We start from the raw sequence: 23,329 nt of genomic DNA on the forward strand, positions 1-23,329 counted from the left end.
GGTAGTCGACCACCATCAATGCCGCCCGACGCGCCTTTGTGCTGCGCGCGGACGGCATGCCTCCCCTTCTTGGAGTCCTCCCATGTTTCTCAGTCAAATCTCCATTGGCAAGCGCCTGACATTGGTGCTGGGCCTGATCCTGGCGCTGTTTTTTGCCAGCAGCGTAGTGGCCGTGGTCAAGCTCAGCCAGTTGGGCAAGGAGATCGACGCCATGGTCGACGACAACATCAAGACCGAGCGCGCGGGTTCGGACTGGTTGCGCCACACCACATCGGGCGTGCAGCGTGCTGCGGCCATTGCCAAGAGCAGTGACGCTAGCCTGATTCCCTACTTTGCACCCGCCACGGCCGCGTCGATCCGCGAAACCAATGAACTGCAGAAGTTCATCGAATCCAAGATGGATACGCCAGAAAAGAAGCAGCTTTTCGCCAAGGTGGGAGAGCTGCGCAAGGACTACCTGGCCGCCCGCGAGGAAGTGAGCAAGCTCAAGCAGGCGGGCGATGCTGAGAACGCCAACAAGGTCTTTACCGAGCGGTTTGAACCCACCTCCCGCAGTTACCTTGCGGGTGTGCAGCAAATGGTGGACGGCCAGCGAGCTGAGCTGGACGCCGCCGGCAAGCGCAGCGAGGAACTGCGCGCCCAGACCACGCTGCTGCTGCAGATCTGCACCGGCGTGTCGCTGCTGCTGGGCGCTCTGCTGGCTTGGGTGCTCACCATCAGCATCACCCGCCCGCTGCGTCAGGCCGAAGCCATTGCAGAGACCATCGCTAACATGGACCTGACCGGCGCTCCCCAGGCGAGCTACGCCAATGACGAAACCGGCCACCTGCTGCGCGCCCTGGATGCCATGCGCAGCGCGCTGCACAGCTCGCTGCGGCAAGTGCGTGGCGTGGTGGACAGCATTTCCACTGCCAGCACCCAGATCGCCATCGGAAACCAGGACTTGAGCGCACGCACCGAGCAGACCGCCAGCAGCCTGCAGGAGACCGCTAGCTCGATGGAAGAGCTCACCAGCACCGTGCGCCAGAGCGCAGACTCCGCTGTGCAGGCCAACCAGCTGGCTGCATCGGCCGCGCAGGTGGCGCAGCGAGGTGGTGAGGTGGTCGCACAAGTGGTGAACACCATGGACGAGATCAACGCCAGCAGCAAGAAGATTGCCGACATCATCGGCACCATCGACGGCATCGCGTTTCAGACGAACATCCTTGCGCTCAATGCTGCCGTGGAGGCAGCGCGCGCAGGCGAGCAGGGCCGCGGTTTTGCGGTGGTGGCCAGCGAAGTGCGTTCGCTGGCCCAGCGCTCGGCCAACGCGGCCAAGGAAATCAAGACACTGATCGGCGTGTCGGTGGAGAAGGTCGAATCCGGTTCTGCGCTGGTGCAGAACGCGGGCAGCACCATGACCGAAATCGTCAGCTCAGTGCGCCGCGTATCCGACATCATCGGCGAGATCAGCGCCGCGGCGTCCGAGCAAAGCCTGGGCATTGGCCAGGTGAACGTGGCCGTGAGCCAGCTGGACCAGATGACGCAGCAGAATGCCGCGCTGGTGGAAGAATCCACTGCCGCCGCCGAGAGCCTGAAGGATCAGGCCTCGCGCCTGTCCGACGTGGTGGGGGCGTTCCGCCTAGGCAACGGGGTGCAGAGCGCTTCCAGCGCTTCTGGCGCATATGGCCTGCCGGCACCACAGCCCGGGCAGCAGCTGCGTGTGAGCTGAGCGCGCGGCAGTTCATGCCCATGCGGCGCCCCCGCTGACAGAGAGATTTCTCACACCAGAAAATCCTCCGCGGACATTCACTTCACGGCGAGCCGTCGTCCTGCGGCTCGCACGTTTTTTTCATCAGGACCATGTAGAGGAATACCATGTATAAAAACCTCGCAGCCACGCTCGTGGCCGCCTGTTTTTTCGCCCCCGTTTTTTCCCAGACCACACCCGCCAAGGGCAGCGCCGCCGAGCCCGTCAAGGCTGGTTTTGTCTATGTTTCGCCCATCACCGAGGCGGGCTGGACGCGCCAGCACGAAGAAGGCCGAAAGGCCGTTGACGCGGCGCTGGGCCCGCAGGTGAAGACCACCTTCGTCGAGAACGTGGCCGAAGGCGCCGACGCCGAACGCGTGATCCGCGACCTGGCTGCCACCGGCCACCAGATCATCTTCACGCCCAGCTTCGGTTACATGGAGCCCACGCTCAAGGTGGCGCAGGACTTCCCCAACGTGAAGTTCGAATCCATCACTGGCTACAAGCAGGCCTCCAATGTGGCCACGGCCAACGCGCGCTACTACGAAGGCCGCTACCTCGCAGGCATTGCGGCGGGCCGCATGAGCAAGACGGGCGTGGCCGGGTTTGTGGCCGGCTTCCCCATCCCCGAGGTGCTGCAGGGCATCAATGCCTTCACCCTGGGCATGCGCTCGGTGAACCCGCAGGCCACCGTCAAGGTGGTGTGGCTCAACGTGTGGTTCGACCCGCCCAAGGAGCGTGACGCCGCCATGGCGCTGTTCAACCAGGATGTGGATGTGATTGCGTTCCACACCGGCTCTACCGCCGTGATGGCGGCCGCGCAGGAGCGCGGCAAGATGGCGGTGGCCTACCACTCGGACATGCGCAAGACCGGGCCGGACGCCCAGATCGTGGCCGTGACACACCAGTGGGGGGCGTACTACACCGAGCGTGTACGCGCCGTGCAAAACGGCACCTGGAAAAGTGCCAATGTGTGGGGCGGCGTGCGCGAGGGCATGATCCGCGTCGGTGATTTCGGCGCCAAGGTGCCTGCCGCCGTGCAGCAGGAGGTGCTGGCCGCGCAAAAGACCATCGGAAGCGGCAAGCTCCAGCCTTTCCGCGCAGGCAAGGCGCCGGTGCGCGACAACGAAGGGCAGGAGCGCATCGCCCCCGGCCAAGCGCTGACGGACGCGCAGATTCTGCAGATGAACTGGCTGGTCGAAGGCGTGGTGGGCAAGCTGGCGCGCTGAGCGGCTCGCACCACAACAACGCGTTTGCCGCCAACCCCATAGCCACTATGGGGCGCGCCGTATACAAGCGGCGCCCCCTGCCGCTAAGCTTGCTCCCATGCCTGTATACCGATCTGCCCTTTTGCGCTTTGCCGACGACGGCCGCGCCCTGTATGACGAAGATGGCCTGCTGGCCGTGGGCCCCGACGCCCAGGGGCGCCAGCGTGTGCTGGCGGCGGGTGCCTGGCAGGCCCTGGCACCGCAGTTTGCGGGCGAGCCCGTGGTGCACCTGCCGGGGCGCATCCTGGCGCCGGGGTTTGTGGACATGCACATCCACTTTCCACAGACCGATGTGATCGGCTCCCCTGCCGACGGCCTGCTGCCCTGGCTGGAGAACTACACTTTTCCCCACGAATCGCGGTTTGTGGACCCTGGCTACAGCCAGCAGGTGGCCGAGTTTTTTGTGGCCGAACTGCTGCGCAACGGCGTGACCACGGCACTGGCGTTTTCCACCTCGCACCCTGCATCGGCCGATGCCCTGTTTGCCGAGGCGCAGCGCCAGCAGATGCGCCTGATCACCGGCAAGGTGCTGCAGGACCGCCACTCGCCCGACGGCGTGCGCGACGACACCGAGCAAAGCCTGATCGACACCGAGGCGCTGATCCAGCGCTGGCATGGCGTGGACCGCCTGGGCTATGCCATCACCCCGCGTTTTGCCCCCACCAGCACAGCCGAGCAGCTGCGCGGCGCGGGCGAGCTGGCCGCGCGCTACCCCGATGTGTGGATCCAGTCGCATGTGGCCGAAAACCTGGACGAGATCCGCTGGGCGCGTGAGCTGTTCCCGGCTTCGCGCAGCTACCTCGGGGTGTACGACGACTTCGGCCTGATGCGCGAGCGGGCGGTGTACGCCCACTGCATCCACTTTGACGACGACGACCGTGCGCTGATGCGCGACACGGGCGCCACGGCGGCCGTCAGCCCCACCAGCAACCTGTTTCTGGGCAGCGGCTTTTTTGACTACGCCGGGGCCGACCGCGTGGGCTTTGGCTATGGCCTGGCCAGCGACGTGGGCGGGGGCACCAGCTTCAGCCCGTTTCACACCATGATGGCGGCCTACTACGTGGGGCGAGAGGGCCAGACCAAGCAGGGCCTGAGCCTGTCGCCCCAGCAGCTGTGGTGGCAGCACACGGCGGGTGCCGCCCGGGCGCTGGGCCTTGCGGGTGTGGTGGGCAATCTGCAGCCCGGCTGCGAGGCCGACTTTGTGGTGCTCAACCCCCAAGCCACGCCGTTGCTGGCGCGCAAGACCCAGCAGGCGCGCAACCTGGAAGAGCTGTTGTTTGCGCTGATCGTGCTCGGCGATGACCGGGTGGTGGAGCAAACCGTGATTTCTCAAGCAAAATACGGCTCCCGCGCCTGATCATCAAGCGCTAACAGCTACACATTTAATAGCGCCCGGCGGTTTTCATGAAAAGCAGCCAGGCCACTGCGCAGGGAGTTCTGCTATGAGCATCAAGAGCGACAAATGGATCCGCCGCATGGCGGCAGAGCACGGCATGATCGAGCCCTTCGAACCCGGCCAGGTGCGCGAGGCCGAGGGCCGCAAGATCATCAGCTACGGCACCAGCAGCTATGGCTACGACATCCGCTGCGCACCCGAATTCAAGGTGTTCACCAACATCCACAGCACGGTGGTGGACCCCAAGAACTTCGACGAGAAGAGTTTTGTGGATTTCGAGGGCGACAGCTGCATCATCCCGCCCAACAGCTTTGCGCTGGCGCGCACGGTGGAGTACTTCCGCATCCCGCGCAATGTGCTCACCATCTGCCTGGGCAAAAGCACCTACGCGCGCTGCGGCATCATCGTCAACGTGACCCCGTTCGAACCCGAGTGGGAAGGCTATGTGACGCTGGAGTTCAGCAACACCACGCCACTGCCCGCGCGCATCTACGCGGGCGAAGGCTGCGCCCAGGTGCTGTTTTTCGAGAGCGACAAGGACGATGTCTGCGAGGTCAGCTACCGCGACCGTGGCGGAAAGTACCAGGGCCAGGTGGGTGTGACGCTGCCCAAGGCCTGATTCGGTGCGGGGGCGCGGCCTGGCTTCCGGGCTTTCGTCCTACGTGGCCTCAGCCGCTTGGCTGAATGGCAGGCCTCGGCGGTTTTTTTAGCATGAACCCATGCCGCCGCGTGGTCTGGCGGCTGGATGGAGCCTTGCCATGCTGACCTTAGCTGCACCTTCTGCGCCCGCCACCCAGGCCGAGGCCCTGTGCCCGGCGCTGGCTGCCGGGGCCCTCGCTGGTGGCCCAACGGCCACCTACTGGCCTTGTGAGCTGCTCAATGCGTTTGTGCTGAAGATGGCCGCCAGCGGACACTGCGTGAACATGTCCATGATGCTGGGCCACCGCCCCTATGCGCTGGAGCAACTGGCGCTGGCGCGCGGTTCTGCAGATGGCGAATTGCACCACCTGGCCGCCCAGCTGCAGTCCTACTTCGATACACCACAGTCCAGATAGCCAGCGCGTCGTCAGCGCTGCTGCAACCACAACCTCTCTAGGCTCTCAGGCCTCTCAGGCCTCCACGCAAACCCGGTTGCGGCCCTGGCCCTTGGCTTCGTAGAGCGCCATGTCCCCGCGCCGCAGGATGGCGGCGCCGCTGTCATCAGCGCCCCGCATGCTGGCCACGCCAGCGCTCACGGTGATGGTGCCCACCACCGGGTCCTGCTGTTGGGCCATGGCCGTGACCAGCGTCTGGGCAATGGCCCGCGCGCCTTCCAGGTCGGTGTCGGGCAGCAGTGCCACAAATTCCTCCCCCCCCAGCCGGGCGATCACGTCCGAGCCGCGCAGCCGCGTTTCAAGCGTGCGCGCCAGCCGGCGCAGGACCTCGTCCCCGGCCTCGTGGCCGTAGGTGTCGTTCACGCGCTTGAAATGGTCCACATCCACGGCGATCAGGCTCAGCGGTCGGGTGCTGCGCCGGGCCAGCGCCAGTGCAAACGCCATCTGCGTCTCAAAGCCGCGCCGGTTGAGCAGCCCAGTGAGGGCGTCGGTGCGGGCCTGCAGGTCGAGGGCGCGGTTGGCGGCCTCCAGCTCCAGGGTGCGCAGGCGCACCTTTGCTTCCATGGCCTCGCGGGCAGCCAGTAGCCGGTGGGTCATGCGGCCCAGCGCCTGCGAGAGCTGGCGCACCTCGCGGTTGCTGTGCACGGCCGGGATGTTGCTGCCGGGTCGGCCTGCCTCGACGGCGCTGGCGGCGTCTGCCAGCGCATAGAGGTCTTCGCTCAGGCGGCGCGCGGCCAGCCAGGCCAGGGCCGAGGCCAATAGGGCCGCTGTGAGGCCAATGGCCAGGGCCATGCGCACGGTGCGGTCGGCCTCGGCAAACGCCAGCTCGACCGGCTGGCGCGCCACGATGCGCCAGCCCAGGTCGCTGGCGGCATTGCGGGGTTGGAGCTGCGTGGCGGCCGTGAGGTAGCGCTTGCCATCGAGCCAGGGCACCACGGCAGTCTGCAGGCGCCCGCCGTCGCGGTTGTTGTTGATACGGATGCCCTCGGGCAAGCGCTGTCCGGAGGCTTGCAGCATGGTGCCATGTCGCCGGGGCGCCAGGATCATCTGGCCCTGGCGGTCAAAGATGAAAAGTTCCAGCGCTGTTTCGGCTGAGGTGGCCGGCGTGAGGCCTTCGAGTACCTGGCGCGACCATTCCCAGCTGCCATGGATACCCAGCACTCCCACGGTGGTGGGGCCGATGCGGATGGGGGCGGCGAAGTCCACAAACCGGTGGGGCTCGCCAGACGCTGTGGGGGGCAGCAGGCTCTCCAGCAACTGGGCGGGGTGCACATCGCCCACATGCACTTCTTGCAGGCCGCGCTGGAACCAGGGGCGGTGCGCCACGCTGTGGCCCAGCAGCAGGCCGCCGGTGGCGTTGCGCACCACCCCTTGTGCGTCGGCCACGCCGATCCATACGTTGCTGGGCTGCATGGCCTGGCTGCGGGCCAGCATGTGCTGGGCCTCGGGCGAGTCCAGCCCTGCGGACCAGACCATAGCGGCACTGGCCAGCACCTCGGCCTCCAGGCTGCGCTGCATCAGCCCGGCAGCCAGGACTTTGCCTGCGTTTTCGGTCACGGCCTGCAGCGAATCCCCCGCGTCGCGCTGGATGCGGTGTTTGAGCAGCTCGCCAAAGCCCAGCGACAGCAACACGGCCAGCGCAATGACCAGCGTGCCGAACACCAGCGCAATCTGCATGCGCAGGCTGTGGTCGGAAAAGCGTGCGAGCAGGGCCATCAGGCGGGCCTGTCAGGTGGATGAGGCGGGCTGAGCGGCGCCCTGGCGCAGGGCCAGCCGCGCGGCGGCCAGGTCCCAGCCGGCCCAGCCACAGCTCTTGAACAGCACCGGCCCGGCGGGTGCACGGTGCATCCACGGGCCGCAGACCACGTCCTGCAGCACGGGCAGGGTGGTCACGTCCAGCCCGGCTCGCAGCAGGTCTCCTGCCTCGTGGCTGGCATCGGCCGTGTCCACCACGATGCTGCCGTGGTGTGCCACATGCAGGCACAGCGCGGGCGCCAGCTCGGCCATGGTGGGGGTGAATGCGCCCACGGCGGTGATGAACGCGTCTGGCCGGGGTGTGGCATGCAGCACCAGGCTGCTGGCCGTGGTGCAGGCCGCCACCAGGGGGCAGTGGGCCAGGGCCGCGTCAGCATCGGCCACCACCCGCACCTGGGCGCCCAGCGCGCGCACCTGTGTCGCCAGGGTTTCGGCACTGGCCATGCTGCGCGAGCTGATCCAGACCTCCTGCACGCCCAGCCCCTCCACAAAGGCCTCGGCATGGGCCAGGCCCTGCACCCCGGCGCCCACGATGAGCAAGGGGCCCTGCGGTACTGGTGCCAGGTGCCGCGCAGCCAGCAGCGAGACCGCGGCCGTGCGCCGGGCTGTGACCGTAGGGCCGTCCAGCACCAGCTGGCGTGCGCCGGTGGCGATGTCGAACACCACCACGTCGCCCTGGATCGAGGGGCGCCCGGTGCCCGCGTTGGCGGGCGTGAACGTGATGAGCTTGGTCATGGCCACACTGCGGTCGGTGGCGGGCATCAGGAACAGGCTGCCGCCCTGGGCCAGGGGCAACACGCTGCGGGCGGGCACCGAGACGGTGCTGTCGTGCAGCAGCTGGGCGATTTCGTCGGCCAGCGCGGACCAGGGTAGGCGCTGTGCGGTGGCGGCGGCATCCAGCGTGCCTGCGGCCAGGGTGGAGGGTGCAAAAGACATGGCCTGACTGTACACAGCGGCCAGCGTTTCCGGGCTGTTTGGCGGGTGCAATCCCCCGTTTCTCAGGGCATTCCCGGGCTTGCCCCACAGACTGGCTTAGAGCGGATATCAAAACCCAGCGCAGCGGTTCTGGCTAGGCGCCGCGTCGGAGGCAGTACGAGTAGTACGACAAGACGCGGCAACGACGCCAGAAGGGTTTTTTTAGCCGCTCTCAGTGCGTGGCCCCGGCCTGCAAGGTGATGTCCTGGGGCGCCAGCACAGCGGCCCACAGCGCGGCGTGGATGCCGCGCACCATGTCGCGCAGCGGCAGGTGGGGCGCGCCTTGCCCGGTGAGCCAGGGCACATGCACAAAGCCGCCCCGCGCCCCGGCAGGGCCCGCGCCCTGGGCCAGCAGATGCAGCAAGCCATACAGCACATGGTTGCAAACGAAGGTGCCTGCCGTCTGCGACACCTCGCAAGGCAAGCCCGCACGTTGCACGGCGCGCAGCATGGCCTTGATGGGCAGGCTGGCAAAGTAGGCGGCGGGCCCCTCGGCCGCCACGGGGGTGTCGATGGGCTGGGCGCCGGTGTTGTCGGGGATGCGGGCATCGTTGATGTTGATGCCGATGCGCTCCAGCGACAGCGCACTGCGCCCGCCCGCCAGGCCCAGGCACACCGTCAGCGCGGGCTGGTGCGTGTGCACCAGCGCCGCCAGCCGCTGCAGCGACTGCCCGAACACCGTGGGCAGCTGCGCGGCCACCACCCGGTGGCCGCCAATGCGCTGGCCCTGCAGCGCCTGGGCGATGAGCCAGCTGGGGTTGAGCGGGTCGCCACCGAACGGGTCAAAGCCCGTGAGCAGGATCACCGGGGCGGGTGCGGGCGTGAGGTGCTGGGTGTTGTTGATCATGGCGGGCGTCAACCAGGAGAGGATCAGGGGCTGTGCGGCAGGTGCACATCGTAATTCGCTGCACCGCCGTCGGTACGGCGCGTAATATTGGGCATGGCCTTCCACCCGCAGGAGGGCGCAGGAGAACCAGAATGAAATGGGAAGGCAATCGCGAATCCGACAACGTGGAAGACCGCCGCAGTGGTGGCGGTGGCGGGGGCGGGTCACCGGTGTTCGGCGGGCGCAGCATTGGCATCGGCACCATCGTCATCGCCCTGCTGGGGGGCTGGGTGCTGGGCATCAATCCGTTGACGATTCTGGGGCTGCTCAGTGGTGGCGGGCCACCCGCCCATGTGCAACAGCAGCCGGGGCCTGTGCAGCGCCCGCCCGCAGACGACACCATGGCCCGTTTTGTGTCTACCGTGCTGGCTGACACCGAGGACGTGTGGGGCCAGGTGTTCCGCCAGGGGGGCGGCCGGTACCAAGAGCCGCGCCTGGTGCTGTTCCGGGGCGCAACGCCCACGGCCTGCGGCACGGGCCAGGCGGCGATGGGCCCTTTTTATTGCCCGGCCGACCAGAAGGTCTACATCGACCTGGGCTTTTACGAAACCCTCAAGAACCGTCTGGGCGCCCCCGGCGACTTTGCACAGGCCTATGTGATTGCCCATGAGGTGGGCCACCATGTGCAGAACCAGCTGGGCATCAGCGGCAAGGTGGACCAGATGCGTGGCCGCGTGAGCAAGGCCGAATACAACGCACTGTCGGTGCGGCTGGAGCTGCAGGCCGACTGTTTTGCGGGCGTGTGGGCCCACCATGCGCAAAACGCGCGCCAGATCCTGGAGCAGGGCGATGTGGAAGAAGCCATGAACGCGGCCGCCAAGATTGGCGACGACGCCTTGCAGCGCGCCCAGGGCGGCGCCGTGGTGCCCGAGAGCTTTACCCACGGCACCAGCGCCCAGCGCCAGCGCTGGTTCCACAACGGCCTGCAGAACGGCAGCGTGAAGGCCTGCGACACCTTCGCCGCACGCAGCCTGTAGGCGGAAGCAGCCCGCACGGGTTTTGAAGGCCACGGCCCATGTCCTCTGCAGTGCCCCTGGCGGCGCCATCCCACCGGGCGCCTGACCCCGCAACGCAGCCCTCGGGCGCGGCGGCGGCATGGTCTGCGGCGGCGGTCACCGTGCCCCATGCGGTGGGCCTGGGGCTGCTGGCCTTTGCGCCTCTGGCGGGCAGCTACTCATTGGCGGCGCTGGCCCTGTGGTCGGCCGCGCTGCCAGGCCTGCTGCTCACGCTGCTGGCGCCCCGGGCGGGCGTGGTGTATGCGCCCACCACGGTGGTGGCGCTGCTGTTTGCGGCCGTGCTGGCCACGGCCCATGGCGCGGCGCCCGCGCTGGGGCTGAATGCGCGGCAGGTGCTGGCTGTGAGCGGGGCCACGGTGGCCCTGGCGTTTGTCTTCCAGTGGCTGCTGGGTGTGCTGCGGCTGGCGTCGGTGGCGCGTTTCTTGCCCATTTCGGTCACCCATGGCTTTGCGGCGGGCGTGGGCCTGTCGATGGTGCTGGGCCAGGTGCGCAACGGCTTTGGCGCGGGGGTGGCCGCGCCCTGGGATGCCCTGCTGGGCTGGCATGCGCTTGCGGCCGGGGCCGTGGTGGGGCTGGCCTGGTGGCTGCGTGGCCGCTGGCCCCGCATGCCCGGCCTGCTGACGGCGGTGGCCGTGGTGGCGTTGGCCGTGGCCCTGGCTGGCTTCTGGGGCGTCGGGCTGGGGGCCGTGTTTGTGCCCGCCGTGCAGCCCAGCGCATTTGCTTGGCCGCCGCTGCCCGACTGGAGCGGCATCCCCTGGATGGCCCTGGCGCAGCAGCAGGGCTCGGCCCTGGTGGTGCTGGCGCTCTTGATGGCGCTGGTCAACAGCCTGGAAATCCTGGTCTTCAACCAGGAGCTGGAGCTGGACCACGGCCTGCGCGGCGACGCCAACCTGGCCCTGCGCCGCGAGAGCCTGCTGGGCGCGCTGTGTGGCCTGGCCGGGATGATCCCGGCATCGACCAGCGCGTCACGCTCGCGCATTGTGCTGGCGCAGGCCGGTGCATCGCGCGATGCCCCGCGCTGGCACGCCGCCATCATGCTGGGTGTGGCCATCACGGGGCCATGGTGGCTGCACTGGGTTCCCATGGCATGCCTGGCGGGTGGGCTGGTGCTGGCGGGGCTGATGCAGGTGCCGGGGCTGATGTGGTCGCTGGGCTATGCGCGCCGCTCGCGCGTGACCTGGGCGCAAAGCTGGCTGGTGGCCCTGGTGTTTGCGGTGATGGGCGGTGTGGGCGCGCTGGTGGCGGGCCTGGTGGTGGCCACCTTTGTGCTGCTGCACGACTCGGCCGCCACGGTGCTGCGCCATGTGCGGCTGGATGGCGAGCTGCGTTCGCGGCGCCTGCGCCGGGCGGGCTCGGACACCTGGCTGGCGCCGCGCATGAACCAGGTGGCCGTGTTCGAGCTGCAGGGCGTGATGTCGTTTGGCGTGGCGGCCCACCTGGCCGAGCAGGTGCGCATGCTGCTGCAGCCGCGCCACCGCTGGGTGATTCTGGACGCGGGCCGTGTGCCCGCCTGGGACAGCACGGCGCTGGCCCAGCTGCGCGCGCTGGTGCGCGACCTGGGCCAGCAGGGCATTGCCGCCGCCGTGGCTGCGCTCGACCCCCTGGCCGCCGAACACGCGGGCGAACATGTGCGCGCCTTTGCCGACCTGGACCGCGCGCTGGAATGGGCCGAGGCCGGCATCCTGGCCCAGCGCCCCATCGAGCAGCGCCCCGCGCGCCCCGAGCGCGACCTGCTGGGCGAAATCGGCGAAGGCGTGCCCCGTGCCGCCGCCGATGCGCTCATGGCCCTGCTGGAGCCGCTGGACGTGCCCGCCCACGGCGTGGTCTTCCGCGCGGGCGACACCGACCACGACCTGCTGGTGGTCAAGTCGGGCCACATCACCCTGGTGACCTTGTGGCCGCCCGACAAGGGGCTGCGCCTGGCCACCGTGGGGCCGGGCATGGCCTTTGGCGAGATGGCCTTCCTCAACGGCGCGGCCCGCAGCGCTTGCGCCGGGGCCGAGCGCGGGGCTGCGCATCTGGTGCGGCTGTCGCGCGCGCACTTTGACGCCTGGGCTCGGCAGTACCCCGAGGCTGCGCTCACAGTGATGAATAACCTCGCGCAGATCGGGGCGAGGCGGCTGGCGGTGACCACACGCCAGTTGCGGGCCGTTCTGGAGTGACTTTTGCATGCAAAAATTGGCCTCTGCGCGCAATGGGTAAGCATTTTTAGCTATAAAAATAATAGTAAACATGTGCCCCCACGCCGCCCGTGGACCTGTGTGGCATACCACTCTGCAGCGCAAAAAATCGCTTTTTGGGCCACCGGTGCGACAATAGAGGGCTGCGAGCCTGTTCATGACCTCGCACGGCCCCCGGGGTCGTGGGAGATCGTGAGCAGGTTCTAGCGCAACGCCCCAACAGTCCCCGGCGCACGGCACATTGCCCGCTGGGGCCCTTTCTGCGGCGTTGCACTCCTCGCCGGGCCACCAGCCCGGCTGCGGTTTGCGCCTTGCAGCCAGCCCCCTCCCAAGGGCGTGCCACATTGCTCAGACATAAATTCAGCGTCGCCTACAAACACGCTTTTAATGACTAGTTCCTTCTCCAATCTATCGCTGGCCGAGCCGCTGGCACGTGCCGTGGCCGAAATGGGCTACGAGTCCATGACGCCCATCCAGGAGCAGGCCATTCCGGTCGTGCTCACCGGCCAGGACGTAATGGGTGCCGCCCAGACCGGCACCGGCAAGACCGCCGCCTTCTCGCTGCCCCTGCTGCAGCGCCTGCTCAAGCACGAAAACAGTTCCACCTCGCCCGCGCGCCACCCGGTGCGCGCCCTGGTGCTGCTGCCCACGCGCGAGCTGGCCGACCAGGTGGCCCAGCAGATCGCGCTGTATGCCAAACACACCAAGCTGCGCAGCACGGTGGTGTTTGGCGGCATGGACATGAAGCCCCAGACCATCGAGCTGAAAAAAGGCGTCGAGGTGCTGGTGGCCACGCCAGGCCGTCTGCTCGACCACATCGAGGCCAAGAACGCGGTGCTCAACCAGGTCGAGTACGTGGTGCTCGACGAGGCCGACCGCATGCTGGACATCGGCTTCCTGCCCGACCTGCAGCGCATCCTGAGCTACCTGCCCAAGCAGCGCACCACGCTGCTGTTCAGTGCCACCTTCTCGCCCGAGATCAAGCGCCTGGCCAGCAGCTACCTGCAGAACCCCATCACCATTGAGGTGGCCCGCCCGAACGAGACGGCCTCCACGGTGGAGCAGCGCTTCTACAGCGCCAATGACGACGACAAGCGCCGCGCCATCCACCAGGTCCTCAAGACCCGGGGGCTCAAGCAGGCCTTCATCTTCGTGAACAGCAAGCTTGGCTGCGCCCGTCTGGCGCGCAGCCTGGAGCGCGAAGGCCTCAAGACCGCCGCCCTGCACGGCGACAAGAGCCAGGACGAGCGCCTCAAGGCGCTCGAAGCCTTCAAGAAGGGCGAAGTGGACCTGCTGGTGTGCACCGACGTGGCCGCGCGGGGCCTGGACATCAAGGATGTGCCCGCCGTGTTCAACTTCGACGTGCCTTTCAACGCCGAAGACTACGTGCACCGCATCGGCCGCACGGGCCGTGCAGGCGCATCGGGCCTGGCCGTGACCCTGGTGTCGGGCAGCGATGCCCGCCTGGTGGCGGACATCGAGAAGCTCATCAAGAAGAAGATCGAGCTGGAAGCCGTTGAATACGACGAAGACCAGCCCCGGGGCCGCATCAACGACGGCCGCCGCGCCTGGCGCGAAGCGGGCGAGACGGGCGATGGCCGCGACGCCCTGGGTGCATCGGCCCCCCGCCGTGAGCGGGATCGTGACCACCGCAGCGGCCGTGAATCCCGTGAGTCCCGCGATCCACGCGATCAGCACCGGGGCTTCCGTCCCGCCGCGATCTCGCGCGACCCGTTCTTCGAAAAACCCTACGAAGCCAGCGTTGCCTCCGACGCCGCACCCGCCTGGGAAGCCGCCACCAAGGCTGCGCCGCGCAGCAGCATCTCGGCCAACATCAAGCCCAAGCGCAAGGTGGCCGCGCTGTTCAAGGCCGCCGCCCAGCCAGAAACTTCGGCGCAGTAAGCGCCGGTTTTTAGAAGGTTTTTTGGCCTCTACGGCGCGACTGTCAAGCGCTGTTAGCTATTTATTTGATAGCCAATGCCTGGTCCGCCTGTGCATGCAGGCGGTGATCGGCGCGCAGGTGGGGGGCCAGCCCGCGCAACAGGGCTGCGTCGATGGCGCTGAACGTGAGAACAGCGCCGCCCTGCACCTGAGCAAACCGCCGCGCCTCCGCCGCGCCCGCAAACGCTGGCAGGTTGCCCGCCCGCATGGGCCCCAGGGCCGATGAGCCCGCCACGTACACCGCCTGGTGTGCGTCCACCCAGGCACCGGTGCCGGCATCGCTCACGTAACGGGCCACGATGGCATCGGGCGTGCGGCCCCGCGTGTAGTGCGCCACATTGCCCAGGTACAGCATCAGGCTCAGCGGCGAGTCGAAAAAATACGCATCCCCCTGCGCAAAAATGACCTGCGCCGCCCAGGCCCGCGCCCGCGCCGGGTACATGCCACACACGGGACAGCGCGCGTCGGTGGGCACCTCGCGCGCAGCGGCCAGGGGCAGGCCGGAGGTTGGGTCGTATGGTGTGGGTGGGGCGACGATGCACACATCGTCGCCCGGGCCGGGAAGGGCGGCGGATGACGCCGTGCCGTTGCCCCGCCGCCATCGCCACGCAGCCCCAGCGGCCGCGCCTGTGCCCAGCACCAGCAGGGCTGTCAGTGCTGCACGCCGGTTGGGTGGCGGGCAGGTGCTGGAGGTGGTGGAAGCAGTGCGGTGCAGCAGGCGCATGGCAGTGTCACATGCGGGTGTCGTGCAAGGCGCCGCCGCTCAGGTCCACCATGGCTGGCTGGATCTCGGCGAACCGCAGCACCTTGCCACCGTACTCGGCGGCGAACTTCCGGGCGTCGGCTTCTTGCGCAAAACTGCCGATGGTGGGGCCCATGGAGCCGTGGCGCTTGCCACCCACCACGTAGACGGCGGTTTTGCCGTCGATCCAGTGGCCCTGCGGCGCGTTCCAGTCGGCTTGGCCCATGTCCTGCACATACACGGCTTGCACGGCTCGCACCTGCTCACCCGCCAGCAGGGTGCTGAACAGCTCCACCGTGTCGCAAAAGAACGAGGGCTTGCTCTGACCCGCAAAGTGCACCTGAGCCTTGGGGCCGGGGTAGTCGGCCAGCAGCATGCCATCGAGTTCGCAGCTGGTGGTGCGGTCGATTTCTATGGGGGCAAGGGATTGGGCGCCCGTGTCCGCCTGGCTGCAGCCCGTGATGCCGGTGAGTGTGCCCAGCGAGGCGAGGGCCGCCCAGCCGAGCAGCTGGCGCCGCGTGGCGCAGGCGCATTCATATTTTTTTGTCATGGTTTGAATCTCCAGCCCGCCAGCGCCAGCGGCACCACGATCCAGCCACCCATCACCGCGCCCATGAGCCATGGCTTGGCCAGGGCGGGGGGCACGATGCTGGTCAGGCCGTACAGGGTGCGCACGTCTTCCAGCGAGAACACGTTGAGGATGCGGAACACGTCCGCAGGGTTGAGCAGCAGCAGGTAGGCCATGGCCTCGCCGCCGTGGCTGCCGCCCGTGGCCACCAGGGCGCCGAGCAGCAGCAGGTCGAACACCAGCACGAAGAAGAACCATGCGGCGATCGCCAGCCCCGAGGCGCGCGTGCGCTCGCGCACCAGCACCGACAGCAGCAGGGCCAGGCTCAGGAACGCCAGGCCCAGCAGCACGGCGCTGGCCATGAAGCCACCGTAGTGGAACAGCCCGCCCCAGCCGAACTGGCGGTACAGCAGCACCGCCACCAGCGCAAAACCCGCCAGCGTGGACACCGTGAGCGCGCCCGCCAGCCCCAGGTACTTGCCCAGCAGCAGCTCCAGCCGCGTGAGGGGCAGTGACAGCAGCAGGTCGAGCGAGCCGCGCTCGCGTTCGCCCACGATGGCATCGAAGCCCAGCAGCAGCGCGATCAGCGGGATCAGGTAGATCACCAGGCTGACCAGGCTGGCGATGGTGAACTCGATGGAGCGCAGGCCCACCGTGCCCTGCTGCGCGCCGCCGAAGTAGGTGATGGCCAGCGAGAATACAGTGAACACCAGGGCCACCGCCAGCACCCAGCGGTTGCGCATGCGGTCGCGGAATTCCTTGGCGGCGATGGTGAGGATCTGGGTGAATTCCATGCTAGCTCCTGCGAAGGTCGAAGTACAGGTCTTCGAGGGAGGGCTCGTGGATCTGCACGTCCGCGAGCCGCGTGCCCAGCGGCGCCAGGGCCGCGAGCGCGGCGACCTTCAGCTCGCGGGGGCAGGTCAGGCGCAGGCCCTCGGGCGTGGGCAGTGGGGTGATGCCCGGCAGCAGGGCCAGTGCCTGTTGCGCAGCCGGAACATCGGCCGGAGCAAGCACGAGGTCGATGGCCAGCGGCATGTGCGCACGCTCGCGCAGCGCCTGCACGCTGCCCAGGGCCTGCAGTCGGCCTGAGGCGAGGATGGCCAGGCGGTCCACACGCTCTTGCAGCTCGGCCAGGATGTGGGAGGTGATGACGATGGTCACGCCCCGGGCCTGCAAGCCCCGCAGCGTGGCGTAGAAGTCGCGGATGGCCTGCGGGTCCAGGCCGTTGGTGGGCTCGTCCAGCAGCAGCACCTGCGGGTTGCCCAGCAGCGCCTGCGCGAACCCGAGGCGCTGGCGCATGCCCTTGGAGTATTCGCGCACCGGGCGGTTGCCCGCGTGGGCCAGGCCTACCTGGTCAAGCAGCGCATCGCATTGGGCCAGCGGCGCGGCCTTGAGGCGGGCAAAGAAGCGCAATGTCTCCAGTCCGCTCAGGTTGTCGTACAGCACAACGTTCTCGGGCAGGTAGCCCAGGTGGCGCCGCGCGGTGCGAAAGTCGCGGCCCGACACGCTGGTGCCGTCCACGCGGATCTCGCCGGAGGTGGCGGGCACCAGGCCTAGGACCAACTTGAACAGCGTGCTCTTGCCCGCGCCGTTGTGGCCGATGAGGCCCAGGATCTCACCGCGCTCGATGCGCAGGTCGATGCCGTCCACGGCGTGGTGTGCGCCGTAGTGCTTGTGGGCGCCCAGCACCTCGATGGCGGGGCCGGCGCGTGGGTCAATGGGGGGAGGGTTGCGGGTCACGCTGAAGATTCCGTTCGGGTGTGTTCGGCTGCGCGGGCGACTGCGCAAGCGGCTGCATGCGGGGCTTCGGGTCCACCACGGTGGGCACGCGCAGCACAGGGAACTGCTGGCCCACCAGGCGCAGGGCCTGCACGGCGGGGCTGGCCAGGAGCAGCTTGATGGCGGGGTGGCGCCAGGTGAGGCGGTCCACCATGTCGTTGGCTTCGTAGGGCACGTCGCCCACGCCGTTGCCGTCGCGGTCCCAGCCCAGGTAGTTGCTCCAGTAGTTGCCCAGGGGGCCGCCCCAGCGCTCGTCGCGGGCGCCCACGTAGCGCACCTGCTCGCGGTTGCCGATGAAGTCGTTGCCGTCCACCACGTTGCGGGTGGAGCCGGCCGACAGGTGCACGCCCACCGTGTTGCGCACCACCCGGTTGCCGCGCAGCGTGGCGTATTCCACGTCGTAGATGAAGAAGCCGCGCTGGTTGTCGGCCACCAGGTTGTTCTCGATGACCGAGTCCTGCAGCGTGCGCAGCATGATGCCGTGGTCGCTGTTGCGGAAGGCCCGGTTGTTGCGCACCACCTGGTCGCGCACTTCCATCAGCGCCAGGCCACCCCGGTTGTTGTAGGTGTCGTTGTCCTCCCACAGGTTGTAGTAGGAGTTCATGTAGTGCGTGCCGTAGCGGCTGTGGTGCAGCTTGTTGCCGCGAAAGACGGCGTGGTGCGACACGTCCACATACAGCGCGTCGCGCACGAAGCTGATGTGATTGCCCTCGATGCGGGCGCCCTGGGTGTTGTACAGCTGCACGCCGTTTCCGCGCTGCGAGGAGTTCACATCGCGCAGGCCGGTGATGGTGTTTTGCAGCACCTGCACGCCGTCGGCCTTCTCGATCCACAGGCCGAACAGGTTATAGGTGAGGTCGCTCTGGCGCACCACGGCGCGGTGCGCGCCAGGGAAGATGTAGATGCCCGCGTTCTGGTCCTTGAGGCTGGTGCCCGAGTCGCGCACGATCAGGCCTTCGATCACCACGTCGGGCGCGGTGACACGGATGGTGTCGCCCGCCTGGCCGCCGCTGAGCGTGGGGCGGTCGATGCCGCGCAGGGTCAGGGCCTTGTCGATGCGCAGGTTCACGCGGTAAAAGCCCCGCTGCACCTCCACCGTGTCGCCCGGCGCCGCAGCCGTGATGGCGGCCTGCAGGTCCTGGCCGGGGCGGACCTGCACGGTGGCAGCTGTGGCAGGAAGCGCGGTCCACAGTGCCAGGGCCGTGGCAACCGCAGCGAGTGCAAGGGGGGACTTCATCACGCCAGTCCCACCACGGCCTTGATGGCCAGGAAGAGTGCTGCGCCGATCAGCAGGTTCTTGAAGCCCACGTAGCTCAGCATGTCCATCACGCCCGCCCGGCGGTAGCGGCCCCGCCACCAGGGGCCGTCCTTCACATAGCGCTTGCCCGACAGGCGGATCAGCACCTCGTACACGCTCCAGCCGAACCACCAGCCGATGATGGCGCCCGACGACAACGTGCCCAGGGCTGTCATCACCCAGGCCAGGCTGGCAGCCACGGCCAGCGAGAAGCCCGCGATCTGCAGCGCGCGTCGCGACGCCCAGCCTTCGCGGCTCCAGGGCCACAGGTGGTCCACCAGCTCCAGCAGTACCCATTGCGGCCAGCGCAGGCCTTGGCTTCCAGCCTTGTGGGCAGGGTGTGCAGGCGTTGTAGGCATGCGTGGGTCGGGTCCCTGGGCGGCCTTGGCTGAGATCTGGTCCTGCACCGTGGCAGGGTGGATCGGGATGAAATAGCCGTTCTTGCCGATGGGCGTGATTTCCAGACCATCTTTCTCGCGGCGCTTGCGTTCCTTGGCCAGGGGCGGGCAGCCCTTGGTGTCGGTGTAGAGCACCATGCAATCGAGGCAGTGCAGGCATTCGCGGTGGTCGATGCGGCCGTCTGCGTCAATCGCCTGCGCGCCGCAGCCCACGGCGCAGGCCTTGCAGCTGTTGCAGTCCTGCTTGCGCTTGAGGCCGAACCAGCGGAACGTGCTGGGCATGGCGAGCGATGCGCCCAGCGGGCAGATGTACTTGCAGTAGGGCCGCTCGATGAAGATCGACACGCCCAGGATGGCCGCCACAAACAGGCTGTAGGGCCAGGCGCGGTTCATCACACCGACCAGGAAGGTGGTCTTGAACGGCTCCACCTCGGCCAGCTTCTCAGCCAGTCCCATCGAGAACATCGACACCACCAGCAACCCGAAGAACACCGCGTACTTGACCCACTTGAGCCGGTCGTGCCACTTCTGCGGCAGCTGGGTCTGAAAGCGCTTGAGGCCCAGGGCGCGTGCGATCTTGTAAATGCCCTCCTGCAGCGAGCCAAACGGGCACATCCAGCCGCAGAACAACCCGCGCCCGAACAGGAACACAGTGGCGATGATGAAGATCCAGAACAGGAAGATGAACGGGTCGGACAGGAACAGCGACCAGGTCCACTGGAACAGCAGTGCGTGGAACCAGGTCAGCACCTGCGTGATGGAGGGCTGGGCCATCTGGCCGAAGCCGATCCAGCCGATGCTGATGGCCCAGAAGCTGTACTTGAACGCGTTCACGGGCCACTTGTTCTTGTGGGTGGAGCGGCGCGTGAGTGTTTCGCGCAGCGCATAGACCACCGTGACGCCCACCAGCAGCAGCGCGAACAGCGCGATGGGCAGGGCCTGCGACTTCCAGATGCGCACCCAGGGCGCATCGGGCTCCTTGACCTCGGGGCGGCCGCCGTCGAGCAGCGCGGCGGGCAGCCAGTACCTGGATTCGAACACCGCAAAACTGCGGTGGCCGGTGGCGCGGTCCACGCGGTTGCCCAGGAAGGCGAACTTCCACGGGTACGCGGCCGAGAACGCCTGCGAGCGGATGATGAAGATGGCCGATTCGTTGTAGCCGGGCGCGCCCGCGGCGTCCAGCCCGTAGAGGTTGAGCGCGTCCAGGTCGCGGAAGGTGAAGGAGTCCGCCCCCTGCTTGACCTGCACGCGGTCGAAGATGCCGCCGCGCACGAAGCCCGAGCCCTTGAACGACTCCTGCCCCGCCGTCTTGATGACGAACAGCGCGTTCTCGCCGTCCTTCAGGCGCGAGCGCAGGCTCTCGAAGCCGTTCTTGCCCAGCAGGCTCTGGCCCACGTCGGGGTGGTTCAGGTCGCCGAACCACAACTCGATGAAGGGCTCGGGGCCCCGTGGCAGGCCCACCTGTTCGGGCTTGACGAGCAGCTGCTGCACGGCGCCCATCTGCACCAGCTGGGCCCAGCTGTAGGCCTGACCGGTGTGGGCAAAACGCGCCGCCTCGCGCACCGTGGGCGCGATGATGCCGGTCTGCCGCGCCACGGCCGCGCCCGAGGCCATGACCACCTGGTTCTGCGCCACCACGGTGACGGTGGCGCCGGAGATGGCATCGACGCCGAGCACGTTCTCTTCGGGGCGCGAGGGGCCGACCTCGATGGTGTCGGTGACCGACTTGCCCAGGTACTGGTTGTTGAAGTTGGTGAGCGCCGATTCCGGAATGCCCAGCAGCAGGATGGGCTCGGAATGCTTGAGCACCTTGACGCCCACGAAGCGGCCATCCTTGTCCATGCCGATCAGCGTGACCACCGGCTTGCCTGAGTAAGCGGGTGTGTCGGTGATGTCGGTGGACAGCATCACATAGCCCAGCAGCTTGGAGCCGTCTCCATAGGCCTCGACATACGGCGGCTGCCCCTTGCGCTCGGAGAACCGCACGGCGCCGGGGAAGGCATCGGTGCACGGCAGCAGCGCGCACAGGTCGCTCGCCGTGGCCAGGTTGGCAGGCAGCTCGGCCTCGTACGCACCCGCATGGACGCGGGGCGCGAGCAGCGCCAGCAACAGGGCTATGCAGCAGGCAGCGATCCGTGGGGCGAGTGAAGTCATCGAACTATTGTTTTGATAGCTGCTAGCGCCCATTGGACGGGCGGTAGATGCTCATTTGATTCAAAAACGGGGCGCAATCTGCGCAACTGGCGCGCACTTAGGCGAGTGCCACCGCGCAAGGGCCGCCCCGCCGCGCTGGTGGCGTCCCCCTTCCCGGCGAAGCCGAGAGAAGGGGGAAGGCGCGCAGCGCCTCAGGGGGATCGCCCCATTCAACCTTCCACGATCATGCGGGTGCGCATTTCAAGGTGCAGCGCATGGCAGAAGTGCGTGCAGTAGCACCAGAACACGCCAGGCTTGTCGGCCACGAAACTCACGGACGCGGTCTCCAGCGGGTTCACGATGAAGTTCACGTTGTAGTTCGGGATCGCAAAACCGTGCGTCAGGTCCTCGATCTTGTCCAGGTTGGTCAGGATCAGCGTGACCTCGTCGCCCTTCTTGAGCTTGAACTCGCGCAGGCTGAAGGCGGGGGCTTGCGAGGTCATCTTCACCGTGACCTTCTTGCCATTGCGGAACACGCCGGATTCCTTCGGGTCCTTGATGGCCAGCGGGAAGTCGTCCAGGCTGTAGACCTGCTTGGGCTTGACCAGGTCGCGCTTGAAGATGATGAAGTCATGGGGCTCGCCACGCACGGGGTGGTCGGCCATCAGCACCATCTTCTCGCCCGAGATATCGATGAGTTGCTCGTTCTCGGGGTGCAGCGGCCCCACGGGCAGGAAGCGGTCCTTGGAGAACTTGCAGCCCACGGCCAGGAACTTGCCGTCGGCGGCCCGGGTCTCGGACTGCGAGGCATTCAAGTGGCCCGGCTGGTATTGCACGTCCAGGCGGTCCACTACGTACTTGGCGGTCTTGTCGCCCGCGTGGAACTTGATGGCGGCCTCCACGTTCCACTTCACGACCTGGCTGTCCAGGAAGAGCGTGGTGTAGGCGTTGCCCCGGCCGTCGAACGCGGTGTGCAGCGGGCCCAGGCCCAGCTCCACTTCGGCCACGATGGCGGAATCGAGCTTTTCAAGCTTGCCGTCGAAGTAGTCGAGTACCTTGGCCAGCTCGATCACCGTGCCGGTGGGCGACAGCTTGCCGGCGCAGATGAAGTACTTGCCATCGGGGCTGGCGTTCACGCCGTGCGGGTTCTTGGGCACCGACACGTAGGCGGTGAGGGCCGTCTTGGGGTCCTTGTTGGCTTCGTGCGTGCCGTCCACCACGGGCACCTTGCTGCTGCCGATGGTCTTGAACTTGCCAGCCTTCACGGCGGCCTCGATGCGGCCCACGTTGAAGAACAGGCATGCGTCGCGCTCGGCAGACATCATGTCCTCGTACTTCGCGCCCATCTCCACGTTGTACTGGTTGGTGGCGGCCAGCTTGCCGTCGTAGGACGTGGCCACGAGGTCGCAGTTGCCGTCGATCAGCACCTGCCAGCGCACCTCCATGGTCTCGGCGTCCACGCAGCTGAACATGGAGCGGTATTTGCCCGAATCTTCGGTGCCCGTGTTGGGCAGGGGAATGGCGAATTCACCGCCGCAGAACACGCGCGTGGTGTAGTTGATGGCCGGGTCCACCGGGTCGGCCTTGTCCGGGAAGATGCCGTGGAAGCCCTGCACGTTGGGCAGCTCGGTGATCTTGTCGCAGACGAAATAGTCGAGGCGGATGCGCGCGATGCGGCTGTTGATCTTGTCGTTGATCCAGGCGTAGCGGCCGTCGTAGTTGCCGTCCTTGTACGAGGCGTGCGTGTGGTGGGTGTCGGCCACCGTGTACTTCAGGCTGCCGTCGGGCTTGGTGCCCATGACCTTCTTGCTCTCGTTGGTCACGCCCCAGCCCACCAGCGCGTCGGGCACGAAGCAGGGGATGCGCGTGATCTCGCGGCCCGAGGGCAGGCCCAGCACGCGCATGTCGCCCGTGTGGCCGCCGCTCCACAGGCCGTAGTAGGTGTCCAGCTCGCCGGGCTTGAGGTGCGCGTTGGCGCCTGCGCTGGCATGGCCGCCTGCCGGTGCGGCGGCGGGTGCTGCGGGCGTGGCTGCGCTGGGCTTTTCGGTGCAGGCGGCGACGCCAGCGGTCAACCCTACCAGGGCGGCGGTGTTGATGAAGCTGCGTCGGCCCATGCCGGCGGTGGGATGGGATGCGTCTTTTCTCTCGGTCATGGTTGGTTCCTCTTGGGGA

General features: G+C 67.5%; 18 protein-coding genes. 8 read left to right on the forward strand and 10 right to left on the reverse strand.

Going from position 1 to position 23,329, the window contains the following annotated elements:
• Nucleotides 1–82: 82 nt before the first annotated feature.
• The 5 genes from ACYZGB_RS14065 to ACYZGB_RS14085 all read left to right on the forward strand — a co-directional run bounded on the left by ACYZGB_RS14065 (nt 83) and on the right by ACYZGB_RS14085 (nt 5,448).
• Nucleotides 83–1,711: a methyl-accepting chemotaxis protein gene (locus tag ACYZGB_RS14065; RefSeq protein ID WP_462389063.1), complete on the forward strand. Its 1,629-nt coding sequence runs from the start codon at nt 83–85 to the stop codon at nt 1,709–1,711.
• A gap of 146 nt (nt 1,712–1,857) precedes the next feature.
• Nucleotides 1,858–2,958, forward strand: coding sequence for a BMP family ABC transporter substrate-binding protein (locus ACYZGB_RS14070; protein WP_462389064.1), 1,101 nt, complete (start codon nt 1,858–1,860; stop codon nt 2,956–2,958).
• Between the two features lie 97 nt (nt 2,959–3,055).
• Nucleotides 3,056–4,354 carry a guanine deaminase gene (gene guaD / locus ACYZGB_RS14075; protein ID WP_462389066.1) on the forward strand — a complete coding sequence of 433 codons (1,299 nt, stop codon included), beginning with the start codon at nt 3,056–3,058 and terminating at the stop codon, nt 4,352–4,354.
• Nucleotides 4,355–4,439: 85 nt separating this feature from the next.
• Nucleotides 4,440–5,012, forward strand: a complete 573-nt coding sequence (gene dcd, locus ACYZGB_RS14080) for a dCTP deaminase (RefSeq protein ID WP_462389068.1) — start codon at nt 4,440–4,442, stop codon at nt 5,010–5,012.
• Nucleotides 5,013–5,151: 139 nt separating this feature from the next.
• Nucleotides 5,152–5,448 carry a hypothetical protein gene (locus ACYZGB_RS14085; RefSeq protein WP_462389070.1) on the forward strand — a complete coding sequence of 99 codons (297 nt, stop codon included), beginning with the start codon at nt 5,152–5,154 and terminating at the stop codon, nt 5,446–5,448.
• A 54-nt stretch (nt 5,449–5,502) separates the two neighbouring features.
• Here the strand turns inward: ACYZGB_RS14085 and ACYZGB_RS14090 are convergent, their stop codons facing one another.
• The 3 genes from ACYZGB_RS14090 to pcp form a co-directional block, all read right to left on the reverse strand.
• Nucleotides 5,503–7,203, reverse strand: a complete 1,701-nt coding sequence (locus ACYZGB_RS14090) for a diguanylate cyclase (protein ID WP_462389072.1) — start codon at nt 7,201–7,203, stop codon at nt 5,503–5,505.
• Nucleotides 7,204–7,215: 12 nt separating this feature from the next.
• Nucleotides 7,216–8,178, reverse strand: coding sequence for a delta(1)-pyrroline-2-carboxylate reductase family protein (locus ACYZGB_RS14095; RefSeq protein ID WP_462389074.1), 963 nt, complete (start codon nt 8,176–8,178; stop codon nt 7,216–7,218).
• A gap of 211 nt (nt 8,179–8,389) precedes the next feature.
• A complete protein-coding gene (gene pcp, locus ACYZGB_RS14100) occupies nt 8,390–9,064 on the reverse strand; it encodes a pyroglutamyl-peptidase I (protein WP_462389076.1) in 675 nt (224 codons plus the stop codon).
• 131 nt (nt 9,065–9,195) lie between these two features.
• On the opposite strand from pcp, the gene ypfJ reads away from it, so the two are divergent.
• The 3 genes from ypfJ (at nt 9,196) to ACYZGB_RS14115 (ending at nt 14,201) form a co-directional block, all read left to right on the forward strand.
• The gene (ypfJ, locus tag ACYZGB_RS14105; RefSeq protein ID WP_462389078.1) at nt 9,196–10,080 is read left to right on the forward strand and encodes a KPN_02809 family neutral zinc metallopeptidase; all 885 of its coding nucleotides are present in this window, start codon (nt 9,196–9,198) and stop codon (nt 10,078–10,080) included.
• Nucleotides 10,081–10,118: 38 nt separating this feature from the next.
• A complete protein-coding gene (locus tag ACYZGB_RS14110; RefSeq protein WP_462389080.1) occupies nt 10,119–12,281 on the forward strand; it encodes a SulP family inorganic anion transporter in 2,163 nt (720 codons plus the stop codon).
• Between the two features lie 405 nt (nt 12,282–12,686).
• On the forward strand, nt 12,687–14,201 hold the full coding sequence (locus ACYZGB_RS14115) for a DEAD/DEAH box helicase (protein WP_462389082.1): 1,515 nt from the start codon (nt 12,687–12,689) through the stop codon (nt 14,199–14,201).
• A 61-nt stretch (nt 14,202–14,262) separates the two neighbouring features.
• Here ACYZGB_RS14115 and ACYZGB_RS14120 read toward each other — a convergent pair whose 3' ends face one another.
• The 7 genes from ACYZGB_RS14120 to nosZ all read right to left on the reverse strand — a co-directional run bounded on the left by ACYZGB_RS14120 (nt 14,263) and on the right by nosZ (nt 23,310).
• Nucleotides 14,263–14,964: a nitrous oxide reductase accessory protein NosL gene (locus ACYZGB_RS14120; protein WP_462389083.1), complete on the reverse strand. Its 702-nt coding sequence runs from the start codon at nt 14,962–14,964 to the stop codon at nt 14,263–14,265.
• A gap of 7 nt (nt 14,965–14,971) precedes the next feature.
• The gene (locus tag ACYZGB_RS14125) at nt 14,972–15,532 is read right to left on the reverse strand and encodes a nitrous oxide reductase accessory protein NosL (protein WP_462389085.1); all 561 of its coding nucleotides are present in this window, start codon (nt 15,530–15,532) and stop codon (nt 14,972–14,974) included.
• A complete protein-coding gene (locus ACYZGB_RS14130) occupies nt 15,529–16,344 on the reverse strand; it encodes an ABC transporter permease (protein WP_063462516.1) in 816 nt (271 codons plus the stop codon). The genes ACYZGB_RS14125 and ACYZGB_RS14130 overlap by 4 nt, the downstream gene beginning before the upstream one ends.
• A 1-nt stretch (nt 16,345) precedes the next feature.
• A complete protein-coding gene (locus tag ACYZGB_RS14135; protein ID WP_462389087.1) occupies nt 16,346–17,290 on the reverse strand; it encodes an ABC transporter ATP-binding protein in 945 nt (314 codons plus the stop codon).
• Nucleotides 17,265–18,566, reverse strand: coding sequence for a nitrous oxide reductase family maturation protein NosD (locus ACYZGB_RS14140; protein ID WP_462389089.1), 1,302 nt, complete (start codon nt 18,564–18,566; stop codon nt 17,265–17,267). The genes ACYZGB_RS14135 and ACYZGB_RS14140 overlap by 26 nt, the downstream gene beginning before the upstream one ends.
• Nucleotides 18,566–21,178 (reverse strand): 4Fe-4S binding protein, encoded by a 2,613-nt coding sequence (locus ACYZGB_RS14145; RefSeq protein WP_462389091.1) that lies wholly within the window; start codon nt 21,176–21,178, stop codon nt 18,566–18,568. The genes ACYZGB_RS14140 and ACYZGB_RS14145 overlap by 1 nt, the downstream gene beginning before the upstream one ends.
• A 209-nt stretch (nt 21,179–21,387) precedes the next feature.
• The gene (nosZ, locus tag ACYZGB_RS14150; protein WP_462389092.1) at nt 21,388–23,310 is read right to left on the reverse strand and encodes a TAT-dependent nitrous-oxide reductase; all 1,923 of its coding nucleotides are present in this window, start codon (nt 23,308–23,310) and stop codon (nt 21,388–21,390) included.
• Nucleotides 23,311–23,329: the final 19 nt, after the last annotated feature.

The sequence above is a fragment of the Acidovorax sp. Q11 genome (assembly GCF_054950075.1).

What these genes read in the sequence shown, in the direction of transcription:
- ACYZGB_RS14090 (WP_462389072.1), bottom strand. Translation starts at nt 7,203, where the DNA reads ATGGCCCTGCTCGCACGCTTTTCCGACCACAGCCTGCGCATGCAGATT.
- nosZ (WP_462389092.1), bottom strand. Translation starts at nt 23,310, where the DNA reads ATGACCGAGAGAAAAGACGCATCCCATCCCACCGCCGGCATGGGCCGA.
- guaD (WP_462389066.1), top strand. Translation starts at nt 3,056, where the DNA reads ATGCCTGTATACCGATCTGCCCTTTTGCGCTTTGCCGACGACGGCCGC.
- ACYZGB_RS14070 (WP_462389064.1), top strand. Translation starts at nt 1,858, where the DNA reads ATGTATAAAAACCTCGCAGCCACGCTCGTGGCCGCCTGTTTTTTCGCC.
- ACYZGB_RS14115 (WP_462389082.1), top strand. Translation starts at nt 12,687, where the DNA reads ATGACTAGTTCCTTCTCCAATCTATCGCTGGCCGAGCCGCTGGCACGT.
- ACYZGB_RS14145 (WP_462389091.1), bottom strand. Translation starts at nt 21,178, where the DNA reads ATGACTTCACTCGCCCCACGGATCGCTGCCTGCTGCATAGCCCTGTTG.
- ACYZGB_RS14085 (WP_462389070.1), top strand. Translation starts at nt 5,152, where the DNA reads ATGCTGACCTTAGCTGCACCTTCTGCGCCCGCCACCCAGGCCGAGGCC.
- ACYZGB_RS14095 (WP_462389074.1), bottom strand. Translation starts at nt 8,178, where the DNA reads ATGTCTTTTGCACCCTCCACCCTGGCCGCAGGCACGCTGGATGCCGCC.
- ACYZGB_RS14140 (WP_462389089.1), bottom strand. Translation starts at nt 18,566, where the DNA reads ATGAAGTCCCCCCTTGCACTCGCTGCGGTTGCCACGGCCCTGGCACTG.
- ACYZGB_RS14125 (WP_462389085.1), bottom strand. Translation starts at nt 15,532, where the DNA reads ATGACAAAAAAATATGAATGCGCCTGCGCCACGCGGCGCCAGCTGCTC.
- ACYZGB_RS14130 (WP_063462516.1), bottom strand. Translation starts at nt 16,344, where the DNA reads ATGGAATTCACCCAGATCCTCACCATCGCCGCCAAGGAATTCCGCGAC.
- pcp (WP_462389076.1), bottom strand. Translation starts at nt 9,064, where the DNA reads ATGATCAACAACACCCAGCACCTCACGCCCGCACCCGCCCCGGTGATC.
- ACYZGB_RS14120 (WP_462389083.1), bottom strand. Translation starts at nt 14,964, where the DNA reads ATGCGCCTGCTGCACCGCACTGCTTCCACCACCTCCAGCACCTGCCCG.
- dcd (WP_462389068.1), top strand. Translation starts at nt 4,440, where the DNA reads ATGAGCATCAAGAGCGACAAATGGATCCGCCGCATGGCGGCAGAGCAC.
- ACYZGB_RS14065 (WP_462389063.1), top strand. Translation starts at nt 83, where the DNA reads ATGTTTCTCAGTCAAATCTCCATTGGCAAGCGCCTGACATTGGTGCTG.
- ypfJ (WP_462389078.1), top strand. Translation starts at nt 9,196, where the DNA reads ATGAAATGGGAAGGCAATCGCGAATCCGACAACGTGGAAGACCGCCGC.
- ACYZGB_RS14110 (WP_462389080.1), top strand. Translation starts at nt 10,119, where the DNA reads ATGTCCTCTGCAGTGCCCCTGGCGGCGCCATCCCACCGGGCGCCTGAC.